Source organism: Plantactinospora solaniradicis, from assembly GCF_042658085.1.
Taxonomy (GTDB): domain Bacteria; phylum Actinomycetota; class Actinomycetes; order Mycobacteriales; family Micromonosporaceae; genus Plantactinospora; species Plantactinospora solaniradicis.
Map to the genome: position 1 here is coordinate 265,998 of NZ_JBHSPR010000060.1, position 23,435 is coordinate 289,432.

The following is a 23,435-nucleotide window of genomic DNA, read 5'->3' on the forward strand; positions in this document are numbered from 1 at the left end:
ATCGAGGCCCCTCAGCGTGGCGGTACCGGGGTCGGGGCGGGTGCATTCTCGGCCACCGTCTCGACCGCCGGGCCCGGCTGATTCACCTGATCGGGGCGGCGTTGCCGGACGAGGCGCGGCGCTGCCGGTGCCGGTGGCGGTGGCGGTGCAGGGAGAGGATCGGGGCTAGCGTCGGACTCGCCGCCCCGGCCGCGCCGCCTGGGATTGAGGAAGCGCATCATCGGTGTCTCGACGAACCGGAACAGCAGCCAGGCGGCGAGCAGACTGACCAGCAGGAGGCCGATCGTGACGACCGGTCCACGCCATCCGGAGAACCCACCGGGATGACCGGCGAACCGGAGGATGGCCTTGATCAGGAACACGTGCACCAGGTAGAAGGCGAAGGACACCTCGCCGAGCCAGATCAGCGGCCGTGAGCGCCAGGGCGACCAGCGCCCGGTGGTGTCGGCCCGCGCCGCACTGGCGATTACCAGGATGTATCCGAAGGCCAGCACGGTGGTCCAGAGCTCGGCGCGGATCCACTCCATCGACGCGACCCAGATCGCGACGAAGATGCCGGTGGACAGCAGCAGCCCCGGCCCGCGCCACTTGCCCCGCAACAGCAGCTCGGCGGCGGCCACGCCCACCCAGAACTCGAAGGAGCGTACGACCGGGAAGATCTGGGTGAACCACCAGCGGGCGCTCTCCGGCACCAACTCCTGCCCGGGCCACATCGACGCGATGAGCAGCGGCATGCCGATGACGACGGCGTAGAGCATCCACGGCCGCATCCGGCGGATCAGCGGCAGGACGAACGGCAGGCAGAGGTAGAAGAACATCTCACAGGCGAGCGACCAACTGACGTTGTTGACGCTGTAGAAGTAGCCGTCCATGGGCAGCCAGGCCTGGATCAGGAACAGGTTGGCCAGGGCTGCCTTGATGTTGATCGGGTTGTCCCAATAGAGCCAGAGCGCGATGACCACGGCCCAGGTGACCAGGTGGTTGGGATAGATCTTCGCTGCCCGGCGACGCCAGAACGCCCGTTTTGTGTCGCCCGGTCGGGCGGACCAGACCAGGACGAACCCGCTGAGGATGAAGAAGAACTGCACCCCGGACAGGCCTAGGGTGAACACCCAGTCGATCACGGCCTTGTAGTCGGGCTCGGTGACGATCTGCATGGTCCCGACGTGGAATCCGAAGACCAGCATCGCGGCCACCCAGCGCAGGCCGGTCAGCGACGGTAACCGGCTCAGCGGCGTACGCGTCGTCGCCGGCACCGGCTCGGCGAGGGTCGTGACGCTGGTCATCCGACCTCCCCGATGGGCGGTCCGCTGGTCATCTCCACTCCCCGGCGGGCACAACGATGGCCAGCACTTACGTCTCCCATCGGTCTGGTTGTCCCGAGATGTCCGGTCGTGCGGGATCCCGGCTGGGTATGCCCGCTCCCGCGGGTCCGTTGGCGACCCTATCCGGTACGGCCGGGTACGGCCCGTGGCACGTATCGCGCTCCGGGGGCGAGGACGGCCGGGGCAGGTACCGCGCTCCTGCGCGTAGAGCTGACGGGGCCCTGGTCACCGGATGTCGTGGATCGTCCCCGATCGGGCGCGACTACCGCGTGCTTCATAACTCCTGGTGGGGTCATGTCACACCGCCCTTCTCGGGCGTCCTCACCTCGCCGTGTGGCGTAGGTGGGGTCCTCCGTCATCGAGGCTGGTGTCGCCCGCGCGGTGGCGTGGGCCAGAGCCGTCCTCTCGGGAGGCGTTGGTAACCGGGCCCCGTGCGTCGGGGTCCCGGATCTGGGCGTGGCGGGGTCGGCATGGAGCGCGGTTCCGGGATTGCTCCCGGTCCGTTTCTCCATGCCGCCCTCCCGAACCGGACGTGCGGGTTGGCCGACTGAGCCGTTGACGCGTCGATCGTGAACCGAAACGCCGTGAACCTCCCCACGGCCACCGACTATCACCCACACCACCGACACTTCTAAAACACGCCGTAGGCTCCCGGCGGGGGAGGTGGTCGCCGTGCGGCCGAAGAACATCGCGGTGCGTACCGGTCGTACCGGCCGCCGTGCCAGGGCGTCGAGCTGGCTGAGCGGCGGCGTGGCCAACGCGGCCGGGCTGGCCGCCGGCTACGCCCTGGACGCGCTGATCGGCGATCCCCGCCGAGGCCATCCCGTCGCCGGGTTCGGCACGTTGGCCGGAGCACTCGAACGGCGGATCTACCAGCCACGGCGGTCGGCCGGGGTGGCGTACACGGCGCTGGCGGTCGGCGTACCCGTGCTGCTGGCCGGGGCGGCGGCGGCCGCGACCCGGGACCGGCCGCTGGCCCGTGCGGCGCTGGTCGCGGCCGGCACCTGGACCGTGCTCGGCGGGCGCACCCTGCGGCGGGAGGCGGAGACGATGAGCCGGGCGCTGCGCCGGGCCGACCTGCCGGCGGCACGGCGCCGGCTGGGTCATCTCTGCGGGCGCGACCCGTCGGCGTTGGACGAGGCCGAACTCGCCCGTGCCACCGTCGAGTCCGTCGCGGAGAACACCTCCGACGCGGTGGTCGCGCCGCTGGTCTGGGGCGCCGTGGCCGGGCTGCCGGGCCTGCTCGGCTACCGGGCGGCGAACACACTGGACGCGATGGTGGGACACCGCTCGGACCGGTACGCCCGGTTCGGCACCGCCGCCGCGCGCCTCGACGACCTGCTCAACCTGGTGCCGTCCCGGCTGACCGGCCTGCTCACCGTCGCCGCCGCGCCGCTGGTCCGGGGCGACCGGAATCGGGCCTGGCACGTCTGGCGGCGGGACCGGGCCGACCATCCCAGCCCGAACGCCGGCCAGTGTGAGGCGGCGATGGCGGGCGCTCTCGGCGTCCGGCTCGGCGGCCGGAACGTCTACTTCGGACGGGCCGAGGTACGGCCGTTCCTCGGTGACGGGCCCCGGCCGGAGGCGCGGCACATCAGCCGGGCCGCCCGGCTCTCTGGCACGGTCGGGCTCGCCGCGCTCGGCGTCACGGTGGCGTACGCGGCGAGCAGCCGCCCCCGGCGCGCCTGCCTGCGCTGGATTGCCGAGCGGTGGCTGCCAGCCCGGTCAGCCGAGCGGTTGCGGCGGGCCCGGTGAGTGGCGCGCGGTTGGTGGCGGGCCCGGTGAGTGGTGGGCTGTTGGTGGCGGGTACCACCTCGGACGCCGGCAAGAGCGTGCTCACCGCCGGCATCTGCCGCTGGCTGCACCGCCAGGGTGTCCGGGTCGCTCCGTTCAAGGCACAGAACATGTCCAACAACTCGGCGGTGGTGATCGGGCCGGACGGCCGGGGCGGCGAGATCGGCCGGGCGCAGGCGATGCAGGCCGCCGCCTGTGGGCTGGCCCCGGACCTGCGCTTCAATCCGGTGCTGCTCAAGCCCGGGAGCGACCGGTCCAGTCAGGTGGTCCTGCTCGGCCAGGCGGTCGACACGGTCACCGCCGGCAACTTCCGCAGTCTCCGCCCCCGGCTGGCCGCGACCGCCTTCGAGGCGCTCGCCGAGCTGCGCACCGAGTACGACGTCGTGATCTGCGAAGGGGCGGGCAGTCCTACCGAGATCAATCTGCGGGACAGCGACTACACCAACATGGGTCTGGCCCGACATGCCGGACTGCCGACGATCGTGGTCGGTGACATCGACCGGGGCGGCGTCTTCGCGTCGATGTTCGGCACGGTGGCCCTGCTGGACGCCGCCGACCAGGACCTCATCGCGGGCTTCGTGATCAACAAGTTCCGGGGTGACCTGGGGCTGCTGCGTCCCGGGCTCGACATGTTGACCCAGGTCACCGGGCGGCCGACGTACGGGGTGCTGCCCTGGGAGGTCGACCTGTGGCTGGACGCCGAGGACTCGCTCGCGTACGGCCGGGTGCTGGGTCGGCCGGCGCCACCCGTCGGCGGCGAATGGCTGGACGTGGCCGTCGTCCGGCTACCCAGGATCTCCAACGCCACCGACGTCGAGGCGCTCGCCACCGAACCGGGTGTACGGGTCCGGCTGACCGTCGAGCCGGCCGAGGTGGCCGCCGCCGATCTCGTCGTACTGCCGGGGACCAAGTCGACCGTCGACGACCTGGAGTGGCTGCGCCGTACCGGACTGGCCGACGTGGTGCGCGCGCACGCCGCCGCCGGTCGGCCGCTGCTCGGCATCTGCGGCGGCTTCCAGATGCTCGCCCGGAGCATCGACGACGAGGTGGAGAGTGGACGTGGCCGGGTGGCCGGGCTCGGACTCCTACCGGTCGAGATCACCTTCGGTGCCGCCAAGACCGTGACCCGGTCGGTGGGCGCGGCATTCGGGTCGGTGCCGGTGCGCGGCTACGAGATCCACCACGGGTACGTCTCCGACGCCGACCCGACACTGCCACCCCTGATCCGCTGTGCGGACGGTCGGGCGGAGGGCGCCGCCGTCGACCACCTCTTCGGTACGCACTGGCACGGTGCGTTCTCGTCGGACGACTTCCGGCGCAGGTTCCTCACCGAGGCGGCCCGGCTGGCTGGCCGGCACGGCTTCCAGATTGCCCCGGACACCTCGTTCGCCGCCGCCCGGGAACGCACCCTGGACCTCATCGGTGACCTGGTGGAGGAACACCTGGACACCGACGCGCTGTGGCGGCTCATCGCGCAGGGCCCGCCCGCCGGACTGCCGTTCGTGCCACCCGGGGCACCGTCGTCGGGCCCGCCGGCCCGGGCGGCGACGGACACCCTGGTCATCCGCGCGAAGTGATCGCGAAGTAATGCTGCCTTGGCGAGCCGGCCCGAACCGGACCGCCCCGAGCCAGGCCGATCCGGCTTCGGGTCGTCAGCGCCGGACGTCGGCGGGGCCGTCACCGCACGGCAGTCCGGCCCGCCGCCAGGCCTCGAAGCCGCCGATCAGATCCGTCGCCCGCCACAGGCCCAGGGCGCGCAGGCTGGCCGCCGCCAGGCTGGAGCTGTAACCCTGCCGGCACACCACGACAATCTCGACGTCGTAGTCGACCGCCTCCGGAATCCGCCACGCGCTCGCCGGGTCGAGCCGCCATTCGAGCACGGTACGGTCGATCACCAGCGCCCCGGGCAGCTCACCCTGCTCGGCACGCTGTGGGTCGGTCCGGGTGTCCACCAGCAGCGCCCCGCGTCGGATCGCCGCCACTGTCTCCTCCGGGGTCAGCCGACGTACCCCCGCGCGGGCGTGGGCCAGCAGCGCCGCCACACCCCGATCCTGATCTTCCACCGAGCCATTCTCTCCCTGGTCAGGACGGCCGGGCAGTAGGGTCGGGCAGATGCCGTACGTGGTCGAGTCGTACCCGGACCTGGCCGCGCGGATCCTGGGCCGGGCCGCCCGGCTGGGGCGTACCCGGCTGGTCGCGGTGGACGGGCCGAGCGGCGCCGGCAAGAGCAGCTTCGCCGGACGGCTGGCGGCGGAGCTGCCCGGGGCACCCGTGGTGAACACCGACGACCTGCTCGACGGCTGGGCGGACCAGTTCAGCTTCTGGCCCCGACTGGACGAGTGGGTCCTCGCCCCGCTCCGCGCCGGCAGGCCGGGGCGCTACCGCCGCTACGACTGGGACGCCGGTTGCTTCACCGAGGACTGGATTCCGGTCCCACCCGCCCCGGTGGTGATCCTCGAAGGTGTGTCCAGCGCCCGGACCGCCATCGCCGCCGAGCTGACCTTCGCCGTCTTCGTGACCGCTCCCGCGCGACTGCGGCGCAGCCGTACGCTCGCCCGGGACGGCGCCGCGTTACTGCCACAGCTCACCGTCTGGCGGCGTGCCGAGCGTGTGCACTTCGCGGCGGACCGTACCGCCGAGCGTGCCGACCTGGTGGTGGACGGCGCCGCCGGCCCGGCGCAGGACGCCGCCGGGCGGTTCGTCCGGATTGTTGGACAGACTTGACCCGTGCCGGCCCATGGACGTATCCGGGCCACTGCGGCACGATCGGCAGGACAGGCCGACGTACCGCGAGCGGGGGGCGCAGCATGACGACAGGCGGTACGGCCGGCACTCCGGCCCGGCGGCGGGTCGTACTCACCGGCATCAGCTCCCGGGCCTGGGAGCACCCGGCCGATCGGGGCGCGCTGACCGCGCTGCGGGAGCTGCGCGGCTTCGACGACGTCGTGAAGGCGTTCTTCGGGATGTGGAACGAGCGGGGCTTCCGGCTCTCCTACCTGGCCGCCGCCATCCGGGTCGACCACCGGCAGTATCCACGGGTCTACCGGCTCTACGCCGAGGCCGGCGCCGCGCTCGACGTGGCCGAACTGCCGGAACTCTTCGTGACGCAGTCACCGTGGCTGACCGGCGAGGCGATCGGCCTCGACCGGCCGTTCATCGTGATCAGCTCGGGCTGTGTGAACCAGCTCGACGACGACGAACTGCGGTTCCTGCTCGGCCACGAACTGGGTCACGTGGGCAGCGGCCACGCCGTCTACAAGACCATTCTGACGATCCTGACCCGGTGGGCCGCCAACCTGAGCTGGCTGCCGGTCGGAGCGATCGCGCTCCGGGCGATCATCGCCGCGATGCTGGAATGGTGGCGCAAGGCGGAGCTGTCGGGCGACCGGGCCGGGCTGCTCGCCGGGCAGGATCCGGCGGCGGCGCTGCGGGTGCTGATGAAGATGGCCGGCGGCGGTGACCTGACCCAGATCGACACCACCGCCTTCCTGGAGCAGGCTTCGGAGTACGAGGGGGGCGGCGACCTGCGGGACAGCCTGCACAAGGTCCGGATGACCGCTTGGAGCACCCACCCGGTTCCGGTGGCGCGAGCCGCCGACTCACGGCGGTGGGTCGACTCCGGCGAGTACGCCCGACTGCTCGGCGGTGACTACCCGCGCCGGGAGGACGACGGCCTGACGTCCGTCTCCGCCGAGATCAAGGCGGCCGCCGAGTCGTACCGGGAGGCCTTCGGCCGTTCCCAGGACCCGCTCGTCGGGCTGCTGCGCCGGCTCGGCGACGGCGCCAGCGATGTCGGCGAGTGGGCCGGTGGGGGCGCCGGACGGGCTCGCTCGTGGATGAACGCTGCCGGGGAAGCCGCCGCCCGGGCCGCCGGACGTACCCGCCGGGGCGGCAGACCGGATGCCGGTACGTCGGGCGCGGGCGACCCGGAACCGGACGACGGGGCCGACTCGACCGGCCGGGACGCTCCCGACGACCGCTCCTAGCCTGACGACCGCTCCTAGCCCGCCGACGCCGCCATCGGCTTGCGGTGCAGGGCTCGGCCGATCGACGGCCGTCACGGCGCCTACGATCCTTCCCATGACCACGACTATCCGCAGTGAGTCCGAACTGCGCGCCGCGATCGAGCGCGAGCTGCCCGGCGTACGGGCCGACCTGGAGCGGCTGGTCCGGATCCCCGGCATCGCCTTCGACGGCTTCGACCACTCCCAGGTCGAGCGTTCGGCGGAGGCGGTCGCCGAACTGCTGCGCGGGTGTTCCCTCGACGTGCGGGTGGTGCGGTCCGGTGGCCAGCCGGCGGTGATCGGCCGTCGCCCGGCGCCGCCCGGCGCCCCCACGGTGATGTTGTACGCGCACCACGACGTGCAGCCGGTCGGCGACCTGTCGCTGTGGCAGAGCGACCCGTTCGAGCCGGTGGAACGCGACGGCCGGCTCTACGGCCGGGGCGCCGCTGACGACAAGGCCGGCGTGATGGCGCACATCGCCGCGCTGCGGGCCTTCGGCGACGCGCTGCCGGTCGGCGTGGTGCTGTTCATCGAGGGCGAGGAGGAGTACGGCTCCGACTCCCTGGAACGGCTGCTCAAGGAGCATCGGGAGGAGATCGCGGCCGACGTGATCGTGATCGCCGACTCGATGAACTGGGACATCGGCGTACCGGCGCTGACGACCTCGCTGCGCGGCGTCGTCAACTGCTTCGTGGAGGTCCGTACCCTGTCGCAGGCCGTGCACAGCGGGATGTTCGGCGGCGCCGTACCGGACGCCCTGACCACGCTCTGCCGGCTCCTCGCCACCCTGCACGACGACGCCGGTGACGTCGCGGTGGAGGGACTGGTCAGCACGGGCGGCGCGACCGTCGACTATCCGGAGGACCGGTTGCGGACCGAGGCCGGAATGCTCGACGGAGTGTCGTTCATCGGCACCGGTCGGCTCACCGAACGGATCTGGACCAAGCCGGCGATCTCGGTGATCGGGCTGGACGCGCCGGCCACCGGCGAGGCGCCGAACGCGTTGGTGCCGACCGCGAAGGCGAAGCTCAGCGTACGGCTCGCGCCGGGCGACGAGGCCGCGAAGGCGTACGCGGCGCTGACCGAGCACCTGCGCCGGAACGCCCCGTTCGGCGCCTCGGTGACGGTGACGCTGGAGCACGACGGTGAGCCGTGCGTGATCGACGCGACGGGGCCGATGTACGACGCCGCACGGGCCGCCTTCCAGACCGCCTGGGACGGCGTCGCCCCGGTGGACATCGGCGTCGGCGGGTCGATCCCGTTCATCGACACCTTCCGGCAGATGTTCCCGAAGGCGGCGATCCTGGTGACCGGGGTCGAGGATCCGTACGCGCGGGCGCACGGGCCGAACGAGAGCCTGAACCTCGGGGAGTTCGCCCGGGTCTGCCTGGCCGAGGCGCTGCTGCTGGCCAAGGTTGCGGAGGTCGCGGAAACGGTCGCGGCCGACTGAGCAGGGCTTGACGCGCTGAGCAGGGCTTGACGCGCGGGGGTCGTGACCGGCTGATGCCGATCACGACCCCGGGCGGTGTCGTCGGGTGGAACGTCAGCAGACCACTCCGAGGGCGGACTACTCCGACGGCGGGACTACGACGTCGCGGCGTCGGCGGGTCACCAGGAAGAGCACCACGCCGAGCGCCAGCGCGCCTCCACCGATGGCGGCGATCAGGCTGACCTGGACACCGGTGATCGGCAGCTCGCCACCGCCACCGCCGCTCGACCCGTTGATCACGATCTTGGCGGTGTTGTTCTCCGGCTCAAGCTCCTCCGACGGTCCGCTGGGGTTGACCGTGATCGTCCCGTTCGTGCCCGGGGTGGAGTTGATTTTCACCCGGATGGTGGACGAGACGACGCCGGCACCAGAGGCCTTGGCCGGCCACTCGCTCTCGGTGTGGCAGTTCACCTCGGGGAGTTCGGCGACCGGGTCGCCGTCCTCGTCGTGGAAGGAGCACCAGTCGCTGGGCAGCAGCACCGTGCCACTCGGGGCGACGATCCGCCATCCGGCGCCGCCGTCCGACGGGCCGTGGTTGGTGATGGTGTACGGCACCTCGACGGTGTCACCGACATCGCCGGTGACCGCGGTGGTCGAGACCTCGAAGTCGTGGCTGTTGGCCTTGGCCCAGATGTCGAACTCGGCGAGGTTGCCGTTCGCCGCCGATTCGCTGGCCGCCACTGACTCGCTGGCCGGCTTGCTGGCCGCCGCCGTCTCGCTGGCCGGCTCCGAGTTGCTGGCCGGCTCCGAGTTGCTGGCCGGCGCCGACTCGCTGGGTTCGACCGTGCGGGAATCCTTGGCCTGGGCGTGCAGCTCGGCCACCCTGTCGGCGAAGGACGGCCCGCCGCTCGCCGCCTTGGCCCTGGCCCTCACGTCGGGCAGTTGTTGCTCGTCGAGCAGGCCGACCGCGAAGTAGCCCTGGTGCCGCTCTGGTCCGGACAGGTTCTTGCCGAACGTGGCGTTGAAGACCGCCTCGCCGGTCTCCGGATCGAAGAGCGCGAGCCCCTCGTCGGGCTGGAGGTCCAGGGTCGTCTTGCAGGTGACGCTGGTCGGACCGTAGACGTATCCCGCCGGCGGCTCGCCGGGCCAGTCGTTGCTGTAGACGCAGTCCGAGTACCGCTCCGCGAAGGTCGCGCCGGTCGGCAGGTCAAACGTCACGTAGAAGCCCTCCGCCGCCGTGTCCCCCTTGTTGACCAGGGAGGCGGTCAGCGGCCGGGTGTCTCCGGGGCCGACCCGGGCCTGCTCCGATCCGATGTCCTCGGCGGACGCCACGAGGTTCGGGCCGGCCGGCATGATGATGACCGGCAACGCCCAGGTGGCGGTGGAGGCGGTGCCGTCGGGACCGCTGCCCTTGAGGGTGACGTCGACCTTGCCGGCGTCTCCCGGCGTGGAGCCCGGCCGACTGGCGAGGTTGATCGAGTAGACCAGCTCGGTCTGTCCCGGCTGCAGGTCGCCGTGGTCACAGGTGACCGTCTTGCCGGTCTGGCGGCATCCCTCGACGAAGTCCTCCACCGTCACGACGACGTCGTCGGTCAGGCTGCTGCCGTCATAGGTGACGGTGACGTCGGTGGCCGGGGCGTCTCCGTAGTTGTAGAGGTAGAAGCCGATCGAGGTGCCGACGTTGTCGATGTTGGCGTCGTTGGCATTGGACAGTGCCAGTACGGGCTGGCCGTCCTCGGCGTGCGCCGGACTCGGTACGGCGGTCAGGGCCAGCGCCGCGAGTATCGCGGCGACGCCCGCGGCGACACGCCTGCCCGGGCGGAACATGGAGATGGTCATGACGCTCCGGTATCCGGTGGCCGAAGCGCCTCCGATCGACGGACGCGTCTTTCGGCTGAGGGGACTCGACTGGGACAGGTACGTCCACGAGGGAAGATAGTCGAATTTCTCAATCTCCGGGTACCCGTGGGGAGAAAGTGGAGAAAGCGCCCGGGCGGGACGTCGAGCCGGTAGGATTTCGAACATGAGTACGAACGAGGCGATCGCGCGGCTCGATGCCGCGGTCAGTGCGCTGCGGGACGTCGACGTCTCCGCGTGGTCCGAGGATGCGCTCCGGGACCAGCTAGGCGAGCTTTCCACCGTTCTCTGTGCGCTCGATGCCGCCCTCGCCCGGGTGGCCGACGGCGTTCGCGCCCGTGGCCTACGCATCGAGGAGCCGGTTCCCGCCTGACGCTGCGGTCCGGACCAGCGATGCCGGACCAGCGGGAAGTTGTCGGTCGGTGCTGCCAGGATGGAACCGTGCTTTTCGCTGACCTGGCAGCCACCTCCACCGCCGTCGCCGCGACCTCCGGCCGGCGTGCCAAGGTCGAGCTGCTCGCCGGAGCGTTGCGGAATCTCGCGCCCGACGAGATCGCGGCCGGCTCGGCGTACCTGGCGGGGGAGGTGCGGCAGCGGCAGACGGGTGTCGGGTACGCCAGCCTCCGCGAGCTACCTCCGGCGGCCGAGCAGCCCTCGCTGACGGTGGCCGGCGTCGACGCCGCCATCGCCGGGCTCGCCGAGGTCCGTGGGCCGGGTTCCCAGTCCCGCCGCCGCGAGCTGCTGGCCGCGCTGTTCGGTGCCGCCACCGCCGACGAGCGCCGGATGCTGCTCGGCCTGTTCAGCGGCGAAATCCGCCAGGGCGCCCAGGCGGGACTGCTGACGGAGGCCATCGCCCGGGCGGCCGAGGTGCCGCTCCCCACGGTCCGCCGGGCTCTGCTGCTGGCCGGTGACCTGAAGACGGTGGCGGTGGCCGCGCTCACCACGGGCGCGGGAGCGCTGACCGAGTTCGCGTTGCAGGTCGGTCGGCCACTCTCTCCGATGCTCGCCCAGAGCGCGGCGTCGGTCGACGACGCCCTCACCTCGGTCGGGTTGCCGGCGGTGGTCGACGTGAAACTCGACGGGATCCGTATCCAGGTGCACCGCTCCGGCGAGGACATCGCGGTCTTCACCCGCAGCCTTGACGAGATCACCTCCCGGGTTCCGGAGGTGGTGGCGGCCGTGCGTGCCCTGCCGGCCCGCGAGCTGGTGCTCGACGGCGAGGCGATCGCGCTCGACGCCTCGGGGCGGCCACGACCGTTCCAGGAGACCGCCAGCCGGGCAGCCACCAGAGGCGCCCGGCGGGCCGTCCGGGAGGAGTCGGCGGGCGCCCACGGCAGCGGCGGTGGCGCCGAGGACGGGGCGCGGAGCTTCGGGGCCGAACCGGTCGAATCGCCAGAAGCCGGTTCGGCACGTACGTCGGGCGGGGCGCCGGTGGACATCTCCGAGCTGCCCCGGATCGGCACCTCCGGAACGGCGCCCGCGACGATTCCCGGGCCGGACCGACCGGTGGCAGCCGCGCCGTCGGTGCTCGCGGCGGCCACCACGAGCGGTGCGACGGTGCTGACCCCGTACTTCTTCGACCTGCTCCACCTGGACGGCGTCGACCTGCTCGACGCGCCGGGACACGAGCGCTGGGCGGCGCTGGCAAGCATCCTGTCGCCGGCCCAACTCGTCGAGCGGATCACCGTCGACACGGCGGAGCAGGCATCCAGGGCGTTCGCCGACGCGGTCGACGCCGGCCACGAGGGCATCGTGGTGAAGGACCCGAACGCGCCGTACGACGCGGGGCGGCGGGGTTCCGCCTGGGTGAAGGTGAAGCCGAGGCACACCCTCGACCTCGTGGTGCTCGCCGTCGAGTGGGGCAACGGGCGGCGCAAGGGCTGGTTGTCGAATCTGCACCTCGGCGCACGGGACCCGGACAGCGGCGGCTTCGTGATGCTCGGCAAGACGTTCAAGGGGCTCACCGACGAGCTGCTGCGCTGGCAGACGGAGCGGTTCCAGGAGTTGGCGGTGGACCGGGGCGACTGGGTGGTCCGGGTACGGCCCGAGCAGGTGGTGGAGATCGCGTTCGACGGGGTGCAGAGCAGCCCGCGTTACCCGGGTGGAGTGGCGCTGCGCTTCGCGCGGGTACTGCGGTACCGCGACGACAAGACCGCGGCGGAGGCGGACACCATCGACACCGTACGGGCCATCCACGCCGGTCAGCGCCCCGCTTGACGGGTCTTCCCGGGCACCGGGTCGTTCAGATCGCGGCCAGCGACCTCACGTAGTTGACCTGCTGATGGATCTGCTGGACCTGCGGTTCGCTGGCGACCGGGATCCGGGCGACGTACTGCCTCGGTCCGTTGGTCACGGTCACCTGCACCGTGCCACGGTGGACGGTCTCCTTGATCAGCAGGAACAGCAGGCTGAACACCGTCAACACGCAGAAGCCCACGACCGCTACGACGATCGCCCAGGTCGGAGTCTTCTGCTCGCTCTGCCAGTAGTCCGCGACGTGCCATTGCGTGCCGGCCAGGGGAATGTCGCCACTCGGCGTCCGCACCGTGGACGACGTCACCGCGATCTCACCGATCTGCGCGATGACCGGTTCCGGCCCGGTCGCCGGTTGCCACGGCGGGCCACCGACCGGCTGCCCACCACCGGGGTACGGCTGCGCGGAAACGGGGTACGGCTGCGTCGGGGCGGGATACCGCGGTGCCGATCCGGCGTACGGGTCACCGGTCCCCGGGTACGAGGACGGCGGAGCCGGCGGCTGCGGATCCGGTGGGGTCGCCGGTAGGGGTTCGGTGGGCGGATACGCCGGCGAGACCGAGGCGTCGGTCGGCCACGGATCCGTAGGTGGCGGAACATCCGCCGACCCGGTCGGGTCCACGCTCATGCCCCCACCTCGCTCCGCTCGCTCCTGTCCCACCTACCCGTGTCACCACGCGCTCCGCAGACCCTAACCCGGGCCGGCGTGCTGTGACATCGGTAGGTATGCGCCCGGCGTCCGGATCAGGCTGAACGGGGAAGACGAGTAGTTCGGAAGGGGATGCTCAGGGCCGAGGGGTGGAAGCCGGCTCACCCAGTCGGTCCTGACCCAGCCGGTCCTCGCCCCGTCGGTCCCGACCGAGTCGGTCCTGACCCAGCCGGTCTTCGCCCAGCCGGTCCCGGCCTGCCCGGTCCCGATCGCCGCTGTCGTTGCCAGGGCCGCCGCGTGCCTCCCGGCGGGCCGCCCAGCCGAACCCGACCAGCGCCAGGACCGCGAACAGCCACCACTGGACGACGTACCCGGCGTTCTGCCAGTCGTTCTCGTGCCGGATCGGTATCGCCGAGAAGATCGGGTCGGCGGCCGGCGTCTGCTCGTCCAGCAGCAGGTAGCCGTGGTAGATCGGGTACGGCAGCTCGCGCGCCAACGCGGGTACGGCGATCCGCCGGGTCTCGATCCGGCCGTCCCGACGGACGATGGCGTCGGGTTTGCTCTCCGACAGGTGCACCCGGCCGACCACGGTCACCTCGCCGGACGGGGCGGTGGGCACCTCGGGCCGGGCCAGCGCGCTACCGCCCGGAGCCGGTGGGATCCATCCCCGGTCCACCAGCACGGCACTGCCGTCGGTGAGGAGCAACGGGGTGAGCACCTCGAATCCGACCTTGCTCTCGACCGTACGGCTGCGGATCAGGATCACGTTCGTGTTGTCGTACCGCCCGGTGACTGTGACCCGGGTCCACGCCGCGTCGGCCGGGGGTGCCTGACCCGCCGTGCCGGCCGTGCCGCCGGGGTCGGGCAGGACCTGGTCCACCGGTACCGGCGGGACCTTCGCGGTGGTGTCGATCCGCTCGTTGATCGCGGCCCGTTCCTGGTAGCGACTCAGCTGCCAGTTGCCGAGCAGCACCATCACCGCGGCCGCAGCCAGGGTCAGGGCGAGAATGCCCAGCCAGCGGGGCGTGAGCAGGAACCGGTACACACCGATGAGGCTACCCGGACGGTCAGGGCGGTTCCCCAGGTGGCCGGCTCGGCGGTCCAGCCCGACGCCCGTCGCCGGGTATCCTCACGCGCGTCGGTCCGATCGACGGGTCGGGCCGCGCCAGCTTCGCAGCACCACCGTCCGCAGCACCAACCTGCCGTCATTGTCATTCGCACCGCCCGCACCGGGCTGGTGTCCGCGTACCGAGGAGCCGACCATGATCGCCGTGCCGCGCGTAGTGGTGAGCGCACCGTCGTCCGGGCACGGCAAGACCGCGATCACGGTCGGCCTGCTCGCCGCGCTCGCCGCCCGTGGACTGAACCCCGCCGGGTTCAAGGTCGGCCCCGACCACACCGACGCCGCCTACCTCGGAATGGCCGCCGGGCGGCCGGGCCGCAACCTCGATCCCCGGCTCGTCGGCGCACAGCGGATCGCCCCACTCTTCGCCCACGGCGTGGCCGGTGCCGAGGTCGCGGTGGTGGAGGGGACGATGGGCCTCTTCGACAGCCTGGCAGGCAGGCCCGAGAGCGACTCGACCGCCGCGATCGCGACGACTCTGCGCGCGCCGGTGGTGCTGGTCGTCGACGTGGGGTCGATGGGCCAGTCGGTCGCGGCGCTGGCGCACGGCTTCCGGGCGTACGACGAGATGCTGTGGCTCGGTGGCGTCATCCTGAACCGGGTCGCCTCGGACCGGCACGAGCAACTGCTCCGCGACGCGCTCGACGACATCGGCGTACCGGTGTTCGGGGCGCTGCGCCGCCGGGATCTGCCGTCCGTCCTGCCGTCCCGGCAGCATGGGGTGGTGCCGGTGATGCAGCTCGGCGTGGAGGCGTACCGGGGGGTGCGTCGGCTCGGTGAGGCGATCGGGGGCGCGGTCGACCTGGACCGGCTGCTGGCGCTGGCCCGGTCGGCGCCCCGGGTCTCGGTGACGGCGTGGTCGGCGGCGGAGGCGCTCGGCGATCTGGACCCGTCCGGGGCGGCCGGCGATGCCCCGGCCCGGCGCCCGGTGGTGGCGCTGGCCGGCGGACCGGCGCTGTCGTACTCGTACGCGGAGACCGCCGAGCTGCTGGCTGCGGCTGGTGCCGAAGTGGTGACCGTCGACCCGTTGCGCGACGAGACGTTGCCGGCCGACACCGGCGCCCTGGTGATCGGTGGCGCTCTTCCGGAGGCGTACGCCGAGGAACTGTCGGCGAACCGTCGGCTGTGCATCGCCGTCGCGGAACTGGCCCGTACCGGTCGGCCGGTGATCGCCGAGGGGGCTGGCCTGCTGTGGCTGGCCCGAGAACTCGACGGCCGCCCGATGTGTGGGGTGCTGGACGCCACCGGGGTGAGCCTGGACCGGACCGTGGTCGGTTACCGCGAGGCGACGGCTCGCGCCGACACGCCGGTGGCCCGGCTCGGCGCCCGGATGGTCGGCTACAAACACCATCGGGGGGTGTTGACGCCCCGGGCCGGGCAGACCCCGGCGTGGAGTTGGGGCGGTGGACCGCCGGAGGGCTTCGTGTGGCGGCGGGTCCACGCGTCTCAGCTGACCCTGCACTGGGCGAGCAGCCCCGCCATCGCCCGCCGGCTGGTGGCGGCCATGGCCTCGGCCGCACCGTCAGGTCAGACCGGTCCGCTGGCGCCGGCCGGATCTCCGGGCGTGGGCGGATCCGCCCAGTCCACCCCGACCGGGCCAGCCGGGCCGGGACCAGCCGTTCCGGCCGGATCCTCCGGGTCGCCGTCGCCGTCGCCGACCCCCTCCCCCTCGCCGGTCGGGTCGCCCTCGCCGGTCGGGGCACCCACGCCGGTCGGGGCACCCACGCCGGTCGGGTCATCCGCGTCGTCCGGGCCGGTGGGATCGTCCGGGCCGGCTGGCCCGGCCGGGTCGCCCGCGCAGCCGGCTCCGGCCGGAACGCCCACTCCGACCGGAACGCCAGATCCGGCAATGGCCGCGCCAGCTGGTTCGGCCGGGCCGGTTCCGACCCGGCCGGCTCCGGCGCCCGTGCCCGCTCCTGCGGCGTTCGCTCCGGTGGTCGCCCCGACCTCGGGAATCCCGGCCAGGCCGGTGTCGGCCGCACCGGCGGACGCGGTACCGACCTCTCCGGCCGGACCGCCCGCCCCGATGGTCGACGAGCGGGTCGTCGCGGACCGGATCGCCGGGGGTCGAGGACCGGGGGCGCGGCCCGTCGGCCCCGCTGCCGCCCCGCCGTCCGGTGTGCCGGCGCAGTCGATGCCGGTTGCCGCGTCCACGGTGCCGGGGCCGGGTGCGGCACCCGCCGATCACGGACCGCCGTCGTCGGCCGGCGCCAACCGGACGTCCGCGAGAGCGAACGGATCGGACGGGACGTCGGCAGGCACCAGGTCCGACTCCGACCCGACGGTCAACGCGTCCGGGCCGGTGCCGTCGTCCGGACCGGACCCGAGGGCCGGATCGGCGCAGTCCGGACAACCCGTGCGGCCGACGACGTGACCGGCCGGCTCTGCGGAGTCGTGCCCTGTTCCGACGTGGAGTGGGGTGATTCGGCGCGATGAGCGGCGAGGTGGCGATTCGCCGCTTTCCGACCCTGACCGTGTCGACGCCGCGGGTGCACGTACGACCGTTGCTCGCCGTCGACGCGAAGCCGGTCTCCGCGATCTTCGCCGACAAGCAGACCCAGCGCTGGCTGCCGTTCCAACGGGAACTCGGACAGATCGACGGCGAGGCCTGGTGCACCGAGATGGCGCAGGAGCGGCGCGACAGCGGAAGCGGCGATCACTACGGCGTGATCAGGCGCGAGGACGAGCAGTTGGTCGGCTGCCTCTGGACAAAGCGTACGGACTGGGGCGGCCGGGTCACCGAGGTGTCGTACGCGATCGCACCGGAGGCGCGCGGGTTCGGTATGGCGGCCGAGGCGGTCGACGCGCTGGCGGTGGCACTGATCCTGGAGCACGGCTTCCAGCGCCTCGAACTACGGGTGGCGCCCGGGAACACCGCGTCGCGCCGGGTCGCCGAGAAGGCCGGTTTCACCTACGAGGGGCTGCTGCGCAACGCCGGGTACGTACACAGCGGCCGGGTCGACCTGGAGGTCTGGTCCTTGGTGGCGGCCGACCTGCAGCATTGAGCGTCGCGGCCGGGCACCGGTCAGGCATCGGGCGCTCGACCGCTGACCTCGGTCAGGCATCGGGCGGTCGACCGTCGACCTCGGTCAGGCACTGATCTCCGGTGACGGTGGCGTGAACTGACGGACCGGCTGGTCCTTCAACGCGTCCTTGAGGAATCCGGCTACCGCGTCGATCGGTTTGTTCGCCTGCCCCGACCCCACCGGGTTCATCGGGCTGTCCGGGTCGGAGAGGAAGCTCGCCGCGGCCAGTTCGGGGGTGTACGCCACGAACCAGGCGGCCCGGTCGCTGTCGGTGGTTCCGGTCTTGCCGGCGACCGGCCTGCCGACGATGCCCCGGACCCGGTCGGCGGTGGACCAGCCTCCGCAGGAGCCCCGGGCCGGAGTGTCTCCGGTCGGGCACCGGGCGGCGTCCGTGGCGGCCCGCGCCGCGTCCGGATCGATCTCCTGGTTGCACCGGGGCTGGGCGATCTCCAGATCCATTCCTGACCCGCTCCGGTACGTCGCGGGCGTTCCGTCCGGACTGGTGATGGAGACCACCGGCAGCGCCTCGCAGAACCGTCCGTCGGCGGCGATCGTGGCGTACGCGTTGGCCATCTCCAGCGGTGTCACGTCGGAGACCCCGAGGGTGAACGAGCCCCACTTGTTCGCCTGGCTGGGCGAGGCCTGCCGCTTGTCGATGTCGGTGCGCCACTGTAGGCCCAACCGCTCGGCCAGCCGGACCACGTTCTCCGCACCCACCTGCTGTTCCAGCCAGACGAAGTAGGTGTTGACCGACTTGCCGAATCCGGACCACATGGTCTGCCGGCCGCTCATCGCGCCGCTGGCGTTCGACGGACACCAGAATCCACCGCAGTCGGTCGGCCCGCCGCTGCCGTCCGGGTAGATCGACACGATCTTGTGCGGGGAGTCGAACGCGGTGCCCAGGCCGAGCCCAGCGTCCAGCGCGGCGACCATCGTGAACATCTTGAACGTCGATCCGGCCTGGTAGCCGGGGAGGTCGCCGCCGCCGAGCAGTGGAACGACCGTGTTCGGGTAGTTGCCCTTCATCCGGCCGCGCCTGCTGGGGTCGGAGTGTGCCCCGTTCCCGCTCTGGTCCAGCGAGTAGACCCGGTTGACCGCCATCGACCGGACGTACCCGGTTCCCGGCTCGACCGCGACCAGACCGTGTGCGAACGGGCTGCCCGCGGATTCCGAGGTCAGCACTCGATCCTCGGCCGCATCATGGATCTTGGGATCGAGGCTGGTGATGATGGTGTACCCACCGCGGCGGAGCTTGTCCAGCCGCTCCAGCGGGTTGGCGCCGAACGCGGGCTGGGCGCTCCACCAGGCTTTCAGGTAGTCGCAGAAGAAGCCCCAGCTGTTGTGCTCCTCCGGCACCGACATGCAGTCGTTGGGTGGGCTGCTCAGTTGGAGCTGGATCGGCTCGGCCTTCCCCGTCGCCGTCGCCTGCGGGGACAGGTACCCCATCGCCTGCATCCGGTCGAGCACGTAGTTCCGCCGGTCGGTCGCGGCCTTCCGGTCCGAGCTGGCCGGGTCGTACGCGGTGGGCGCCTTCACCAGGCCGGCGAGGGTGGCCGCCTCCACCGGGGTGAGGTCCTTCGGCAGCTTGGAGAAGAAGATCTCCGACGCGGAGTAGATCCCGTACGCCCGGTGGCCGAAGTAGGCCGAGTTGAGATAGCGCTCCAGGATCTGGGCCTTGCTGGCCTCCTTCTCCAGGTCGAGTGCCAGGCGCATCTCGCGGAGCTTGCGCAGCGGGGTCTGCTCGGTGGCCTGCTGGACCTCGAACGGGGTCTTCGCGCTGTCCCGCAGGGCCATCCGGACGTACTGCATGGTCAGGGTCGAGGCGCCCTGGGACACGCCGCCGGCCTGCTGGTTGGCGACGAAGGCCCGGACCACACCCTTGGGGTCGACCCCGTTGTGTTCGTAGAACCGGGAGTCCTCCGAGGCCACGATCGCCTGCTGGATGTACGGCGACATCTGCGCGAGTGGCACGTACCGCCGGTGTTCCTCGTAGAAGGTGGTGATCAGGGTGGTGCCGTCGGCGGCGTAGACGTAGCTGGTCTGGGCGGGGGCCGAGGCGAGCAGGTCGGCCGGGGTCTTGTCCACCAGGTCGGCGCCGGCCTTCGCGGCGAGTCCGCCGACCGCGACCAGCGGGAACGCCGCCGCCGCGACGACGACTCCGGCGATGAGCCCGGCGCGGAGCAGGTACACGATTCGACCGGAGGAGGGGCGGGTGGGATTGGTCACCTTTTCAAGGTATGACAAAGCCCAGAAAAACATGATAAAGATTCGCGAATGTGTCAGTCCTCGGGCCGATCGCGTCGATCGCCTCCGATCCCGCCCGAGTCGCCCGCTGGCCGCCGCCGGTGGCGCCCCGGCAGGATCATCCCCATGCAGGCACCCGTGCCCACCCCCGCCGGGCCCGACCTCGGCCATCACGGCGACGCGGAGGTCGCGCCCGGCCTGCTGGACCTCGCGGTCAACGTCCGGCGAGATCCGATGCCGGCCTGGTTGCGGGAACCGATCGTGGCGGCCCTGGACACGTTGACCGCCTATCCCGATCCGGCACCGGCCCGGGCCGCTATCGCCGCCCGCCACCGCCGGCCCGCCGACGAGGTGCTGCTGACGGCCGGGGCGGCGGAGGGATTCGTCCTGCTCGCCCAGGCCCTGCGCGACGCCCGGCGGCCGGTCGTCGTGCATCCGCAGTTCACCGAGCCGGAGGCGGCGCTGTGGGCGGCGGGACACCGGGTCGAGCGGGTACTGCTGCCGCCGGAGACCGACTTCCGGCTGGATCCCGCTCTGGTACCGGCCGACGCCGATCTGGTCTTCGTCGGCAACCCGACCAATCCCACCTCCGTGCTCCATCCGGCCGCCGTGCTGGCCCGACTGACCCGGCCGGGCCGGGTGCTGGTCGTCGACGAGGCGTTCGCCGACTCCACCGTCGAGGGGGTCGAGCCGGCCAACGGGACAGCGACGGCCTCCCCGGTCGAGCCCGAATCGCTGGCCAGCCGCCGGGACCTGCCGGGGCTGGTGGTCGTGCGGAGCCTCACCAAGACCTGGGGGCTGGCGGGGCTGCGGATCGGTTACCTGCTCGGCCCGGCGGAGCTGATCGAGCGACTGGCCGCCGTACAGCCGCTCTGGGCGGTGTCGACCCCCGCGCTCGCGGCGGCGCAGGCATGCGCCGGCCCCACGGCCGTCGCCGCGGAGCGTCGGATCGCCGCGCGGCTTGCGGTCGAACGGGCGTACCTGGTCCGCCGGCTGGGTGAACTTCCACCGGTACGCGTCGCGGGCACTCCGGCGAGTGCGTTCGTCCTGATCCACCTGCCGGGGGCGGCGCGGGTACGGCTGGCGCTGCGCGAGCGTGGCCTCGCCGTCCGGCGTGGCGACACCTTTCCGGGGCTGGGTCCGGATTGGCTGCGCGTGGCGGTACGGGACACTGCGACGACCGATGTGTTCGTGGACGCGTTGGCCAAGATTCTGGAGGCGGGATGATGCTGGACGAAGCCATCGCGGAGATTCGTCCGCTCGACGGGGCGGCGATGGACGAGGCCCGGGAACTGCACGGCCGGTTGACGAAGCCGGCCGGCTCACTCGGCGTCCTGGAGGAACTCTCGGTACGGCTGTCCGGCCTGGCCGGTGCCTGCCCGCCGCCGTTGCCGGAGGACGCGGCCGTGGCGATCTTCGCGGCGGACCACGGCGTGCACGCCCAGGGTGTGTCGCCGTGGCCGCAGGAGGTCACGGCGCAGATGGTGAGCAACTTCCTGGCCGGTGGCGCGGTGGTGAACGCGTTCGCCCGACAGGTCGGCGCGACGGTGACCGTGGTCGACGTCGGCGTGGCCACCCCGATCGCCGGGCCGACGACTCCGGAGCCGGCGGTGACACCCGTTCCCACCCCGCGCGCGCCGGAGCCGTCGGCCGTGCCGGGTGCCGGGCACCCGTCGCCCGATCGTGGCCCCCGGCTGGTGTCGATGCGGGTGCGGGACGGCAGCCGGGACATGACGGTGGAGCCCGCCCTGACCCGGGACGAGGCACGCAGGGCGGTCGAGATCGGGCTCCGAACCGGCTACGACCTCTGCGGTCAGGGCGCCGGAATCCTGATCACCGGGGACATGGGCATCGCCAACACCACTGCGGCGGCGGCGCTGATCGCGGCCTTCACCGGTGCCGATCCGGCCGAGGTGACCGGGCGGGGTACCGGAGTCGACGATCCGACGTACGCCCGGAAGGTGGCGGTGGTCCGCGCGGCGCTGGCCCGGCACGCGCCGGATCCGGCCGATCCGATCGGGGTGCTCGCCGCGGTCGGCGGGTTGGAGCACGCGGCCCTGGTCGGGTTCATCCTGGCCGGCGCGGCGTCCCGGGTCCCGGTGCTGCTCGACGGCGTGAACGCGGTGGCCGCCGCGCTCGCCGCGGTCGCGCTCGCCCCGGACGCGGCCGGTGCGCTGGTCGCCGGCCACCGCTCGGCCGAGCCCGGCGCCACCGTCGGGCTGGCCGGACTGGGGTTGCCACCCCTGATCGACCTCGGCCTGCGGCTCGGCGAGGGCACCGGCGCCCTGCTGGCCCTTCCGGTCGCCGCCGGTGCGGTCCGGGTACTGCACGAGGTGGCCACGTTCGACGCGGCGGGAGTCTCGGAGAAATGACGCTGTATCCGCTGGCGCTGCGGCTCGACGGTCGGCGCGTGCTCGTGGTCGGCGGTGGCGCCGTGGCGACCCGCCGGGTGCCGGCGCTGCTGGAGGCGGAGGCCCGGGTGGTCGTGGTCGCCCCGGAGCTGACCCCGGCCCTACAGGCCCACGTCGACGCCGGGCGGCTGGAGTGGGTCGCCCGCCGGTTCGAGCCGGCCGACGTCGACGGGGCCTGGCTGGTCCAGGTGGCGGTCGACGATCCGGACGCCGCCGAGGCGGTCAGCGACGCCGCGCTCGCGCGCCAGGTCTTCTGCGTACGCGCGGACGACCGCGCCGCCGCGACCGCCTGGACCCCGGCGGTGACCCGGTACGGGGCGGTCACCGTCGCCGTGCTCGGCGGCGGTGATCCGCGCCGGGCGGTGGCGGTCCGGGACGCGATCCGGGAGCGGCTGATCGACGGCACCCTGCCCGGATCCGGCCCGACGCCGGAGATCGGGCCGGATCCGGACGGGGCCGTGGACGGCGTGCCGGTGCCGGACGGGGCGATGGACGGGGTGCCGGAGCCCGGTGGGACCTTCCCGGACGGGGTGGCGTCGGCGTCGGCCAACGGGGCGGCTCGGCCGGTCGGCTGGGTCGCGCTGGTCGGTGCGGGACCGGGCGACCCCGAGTTGATCACGATCCGTGGTCGGCGGTTGCTCGCCGAGGCGGACGTGGTGGTCGCCGACCGGTTGGTACCCGGGTTGCTCCTCGACGAATTGCGTCCCGAGGTCGAGTTGGTGGACGCCACGAAGATCCCACACGGCCCGGCCGCCGCCCAGGAGGAGATCAACCGGGTTCTGGTGGACCGGGCCCTGGCCGGGGCCCGGGTCGTACGCCTCAAGGGCGGCGACCCGTACGTCTTCGGCCGTGGCGGCGAGGAGGCGCTCGCCTGCGCGGCGGCGGGGATACCGGTGACCGTCGTGCCGGGAGTGACCAGTTCGATCGCCGCCCCGGCGGCGGCCGGCGTTCCGGTCACCCACCGGGGAGTGGCGCACGAGTTCACGGTCGTCTCCGGCCACCTTCCGCCGGACCACGAGGACTCGCTGGTCGACTGGTCGGCGCTGGCCAGGTTGCGGGGCACCCTGGTCGTACTGATGGGGCTGAACAACCTGCCGGCGATCACGGCGGCCCTGCGAACGTACGGCCGGTCGCCACAGACGCCGGCGGCGGTGGTGCAGGAGGGTACGACGGGCGGTCAGCGGGTCGTCCGGTCGACGCTCGAGGCGGTCGCGGCGGACGCGCTCGCCGCCGGTTTCCGGCCTCCTGCGGTGGTGGTCTTCGGCGACGTGGTGACCACGCTGGCCGGCTTGCCGTAGGCCGGAACAGACGTGTTAGGAA

The 23,435-nt window shown here is 72.6% G+C and carries 18 protein-coding genes; 12 read left to right on the forward strand and 6 right to left on the reverse strand.

Annotated features, from left to right (window positions below; translation table 11 throughout):
• Nucleotides 1-11 precede the first annotated feature (11 nt).
• A complete protein-coding gene (locus ACFP2T_RS40855) occupies nt 12-1,286 on the reverse strand; it encodes an acyltransferase family protein (RefSeq protein WP_377432097.1) in 1,275 nt (424 codons plus the stop codon).
• Nucleotides 1,287-2,075: 789 nt separating this feature from the next.
• Between ACFP2T_RS40855 and ACFP2T_RS40860 the strand changes: the two genes are divergently transcribed.
• Both ACFP2T_RS40860 and ACFP2T_RS40865 read left to right on the forward strand, forming a co-directional pair.
• Entirely contained in the window at nt 2,076-3,080 is a 1,005-nt protein-coding gene (locus tag ACFP2T_RS40860) for a cobalamin biosynthesis protein (protein WP_377432397.1), read from the forward strand.
• A 26-nt stretch (nt 3,081-3,106) separates the two neighbouring features.
• Nucleotides 3,107-4,696, forward strand: coding sequence for a cobyric acid synthase (locus ACFP2T_RS40865; protein ID WP_377432398.1), 1,590 nt, complete (start codon nt 3,107-3,109; stop codon nt 4,694-4,696).
• 75 nt (nt 4,697-4,771) lie between these two features.
• Here ACFP2T_RS40865 and ACFP2T_RS40870 read toward each other — a convergent pair whose 3' ends face one another.
• A complete protein-coding gene (locus ACFP2T_RS40870; RefSeq protein ID WP_377432099.1) occupies nt 4,772-5,182 on the reverse strand; it encodes a rhodanese-like domain-containing protein in 411 nt (136 codons plus the stop codon).
• 49 nt (nt 5,183-5,231) lie between these two features.
• Here ACFP2T_RS40870 and ACFP2T_RS40875 point away from each other — a divergent pair, with 49 nt between their 5' ends.
• From ACFP2T_RS40875 to ACFP2T_RS40885, 3 genes are all read left to right on the forward strand, one after another.
• Nucleotides 5,232-5,843, forward strand: a complete 612-nt coding sequence (locus ACFP2T_RS40875) for a uridine kinase family protein (RefSeq protein WP_377432100.1) — start codon at nt 5,232-5,234, stop codon at nt 5,841-5,843.
• Between the two features lie 83 nt (nt 5,844-5,926).
• The gene (locus ACFP2T_RS40880; RefSeq protein WP_377432102.1) at nt 5,927-7,105 is read left to right on the forward strand and encodes a M48 family metallopeptidase; all 1,179 of its coding nucleotides are present in this window, start codon (nt 5,927-5,929) and stop codon (nt 7,103-7,105) included.
• A 94-nt stretch (nt 7,106-7,199) separates the two neighbouring features.
• Nucleotides 7,200-8,573, forward strand: a complete 1,374-nt coding sequence (locus ACFP2T_RS40885; RefSeq protein WP_377432104.1) for a dipeptidase — start codon at nt 7,200-7,202, stop codon at nt 8,571-8,573.
• A gap of 117 nt (nt 8,574-8,690) precedes the next feature.
• Here the strand turns inward: ACFP2T_RS40885 and ACFP2T_RS40890 are convergent, their stop codons facing one another.
• The gene (locus ACFP2T_RS40890; RefSeq protein WP_377432106.1) at nt 8,691-10,391 is read right to left on the reverse strand and encodes an LPXTG cell wall anchor domain-containing protein; all 1,701 of its coding nucleotides are present in this window, start codon (nt 10,389-10,391) and stop codon (nt 8,691-8,693) included.
• 184 nt (nt 10,392-10,575) lie between these two features.
• Here ACFP2T_RS40890 and ACFP2T_RS40895 point away from each other — a divergent pair, with 184 nt between their 5' ends.
• Both ACFP2T_RS40895 and ACFP2T_RS40900 read left to right on the forward strand, forming a co-directional pair.
• A complete protein-coding gene (locus ACFP2T_RS40895; RefSeq protein WP_377432107.1) occupies nt 10,576-10,782 on the forward strand; it encodes a hypothetical protein in 207 nt (68 codons plus the stop codon).
• A gap of 68 nt (nt 10,783-10,850) precedes the next feature.
• A complete protein-coding gene (locus ACFP2T_RS40900) occupies nt 10,851-12,626 on the forward strand; it encodes an ATP-dependent DNA ligase (RefSeq protein ID WP_377432109.1) in 1,776 nt (591 codons plus the stop codon).
• 25 nt (nt 12,627-12,651) lie between these two features.
• On the opposite strand, the gene ACFP2T_RS40905 is transcribed toward ACFP2T_RS40900, so the two are convergent.
• The gene (locus ACFP2T_RS40905; protein WP_377432110.1) at nt 12,652-13,290 is read right to left on the reverse strand and encodes a hypothetical protein; all 639 of its coding nucleotides are present in this window, start codon (nt 13,288-13,290) and stop codon (nt 12,652-12,654) included.
• A 157-nt stretch (nt 13,291-13,447) separates the two neighbouring features.
• Nucleotides 13,448-14,362: an SURF1 family cytochrome oxidase biogenesis protein gene (locus ACFP2T_RS40910; RefSeq protein WP_377432400.1), complete on the reverse strand. Its 915-nt coding sequence runs from the start codon at nt 14,360-14,362 to the stop codon at nt 13,448-13,450.
• A gap of 211 nt (nt 14,363-14,573) precedes the next feature.
• On the opposite strand from ACFP2T_RS40910, the gene ACFP2T_RS40915 reads away from it, so the two are divergent.
• Together ACFP2T_RS40915 and ACFP2T_RS40920 are read left to right on the forward strand one after the other, a co-directional pair.
• Nucleotides 14,574-16,808: a cobyrinate a,c-diamide synthase gene (locus ACFP2T_RS40915; RefSeq protein ID WP_377432112.1), complete on the forward strand. Its 2,235-nt coding sequence runs from the start codon at nt 14,574-14,576 to the stop codon at nt 16,806-16,808.
• Nucleotides 16,809-16,866: 58 nt separating this feature from the next.
• A complete protein-coding gene (locus ACFP2T_RS40920) occupies nt 16,867-17,439 on the forward strand; it encodes a GNAT family N-acetyltransferase (protein ID WP_377432114.1) in 573 nt (190 codons plus the stop codon).
• Nucleotides 17,440-17,523: 84 nt separating this feature from the next.
• On the opposite strand, the gene ACFP2T_RS40925 is transcribed toward ACFP2T_RS40920, so the two are convergent.
• On the reverse strand, nt 17,524-19,719 hold the full coding sequence (locus ACFP2T_RS40925; RefSeq protein ID WP_377432116.1) for a transglycosylase domain-containing protein: 2,196 nt from the start codon (nt 19,717-19,719) through the stop codon (nt 17,524-17,526).
• 111 nt (nt 19,720-19,830) lie between these two features.
• On the opposite strand from ACFP2T_RS40925, the gene cobC reads away from it, so the two are divergent.
• From cobC to cobA, 3 genes are read left to right on the forward strand one after another with little or no spacing between them, the layout of a single operon-like run.
• A complete protein-coding gene (gene cobC / locus ACFP2T_RS40930) occupies nt 19,831-20,931 on the forward strand; it encodes an Rv2231c family pyridoxal phosphate-dependent protein CobC (protein ID WP_377432117.1) in 1,101 nt (366 codons plus the stop codon).
• Entirely contained in the window at nt 20,931-22,076 is a 1,146-nt protein-coding gene (locus ACFP2T_RS40935; RefSeq protein WP_377432402.1) for a nicotinate-nucleotide--dimethylbenzimidazole phosphoribosyltransferase, read from the forward strand. Before cobC ends, ACFP2T_RS40935 begins: the two co-directional genes overlap by 1 nt.
• Nucleotides 22,073-23,413: a uroporphyrinogen-III C-methyltransferase gene (gene cobA / locus ACFP2T_RS40940; protein WP_377432119.1), complete on the forward strand. Its 1,341-nt coding sequence runs from the start codon at nt 22,073-22,075 to the stop codon at nt 23,411-23,413. The genes ACFP2T_RS40935 and cobA overlap by 4 nt, the downstream gene beginning before the upstream one ends.
• Nucleotides 23,414-23,435: the final 22 nt, after the last annotated feature.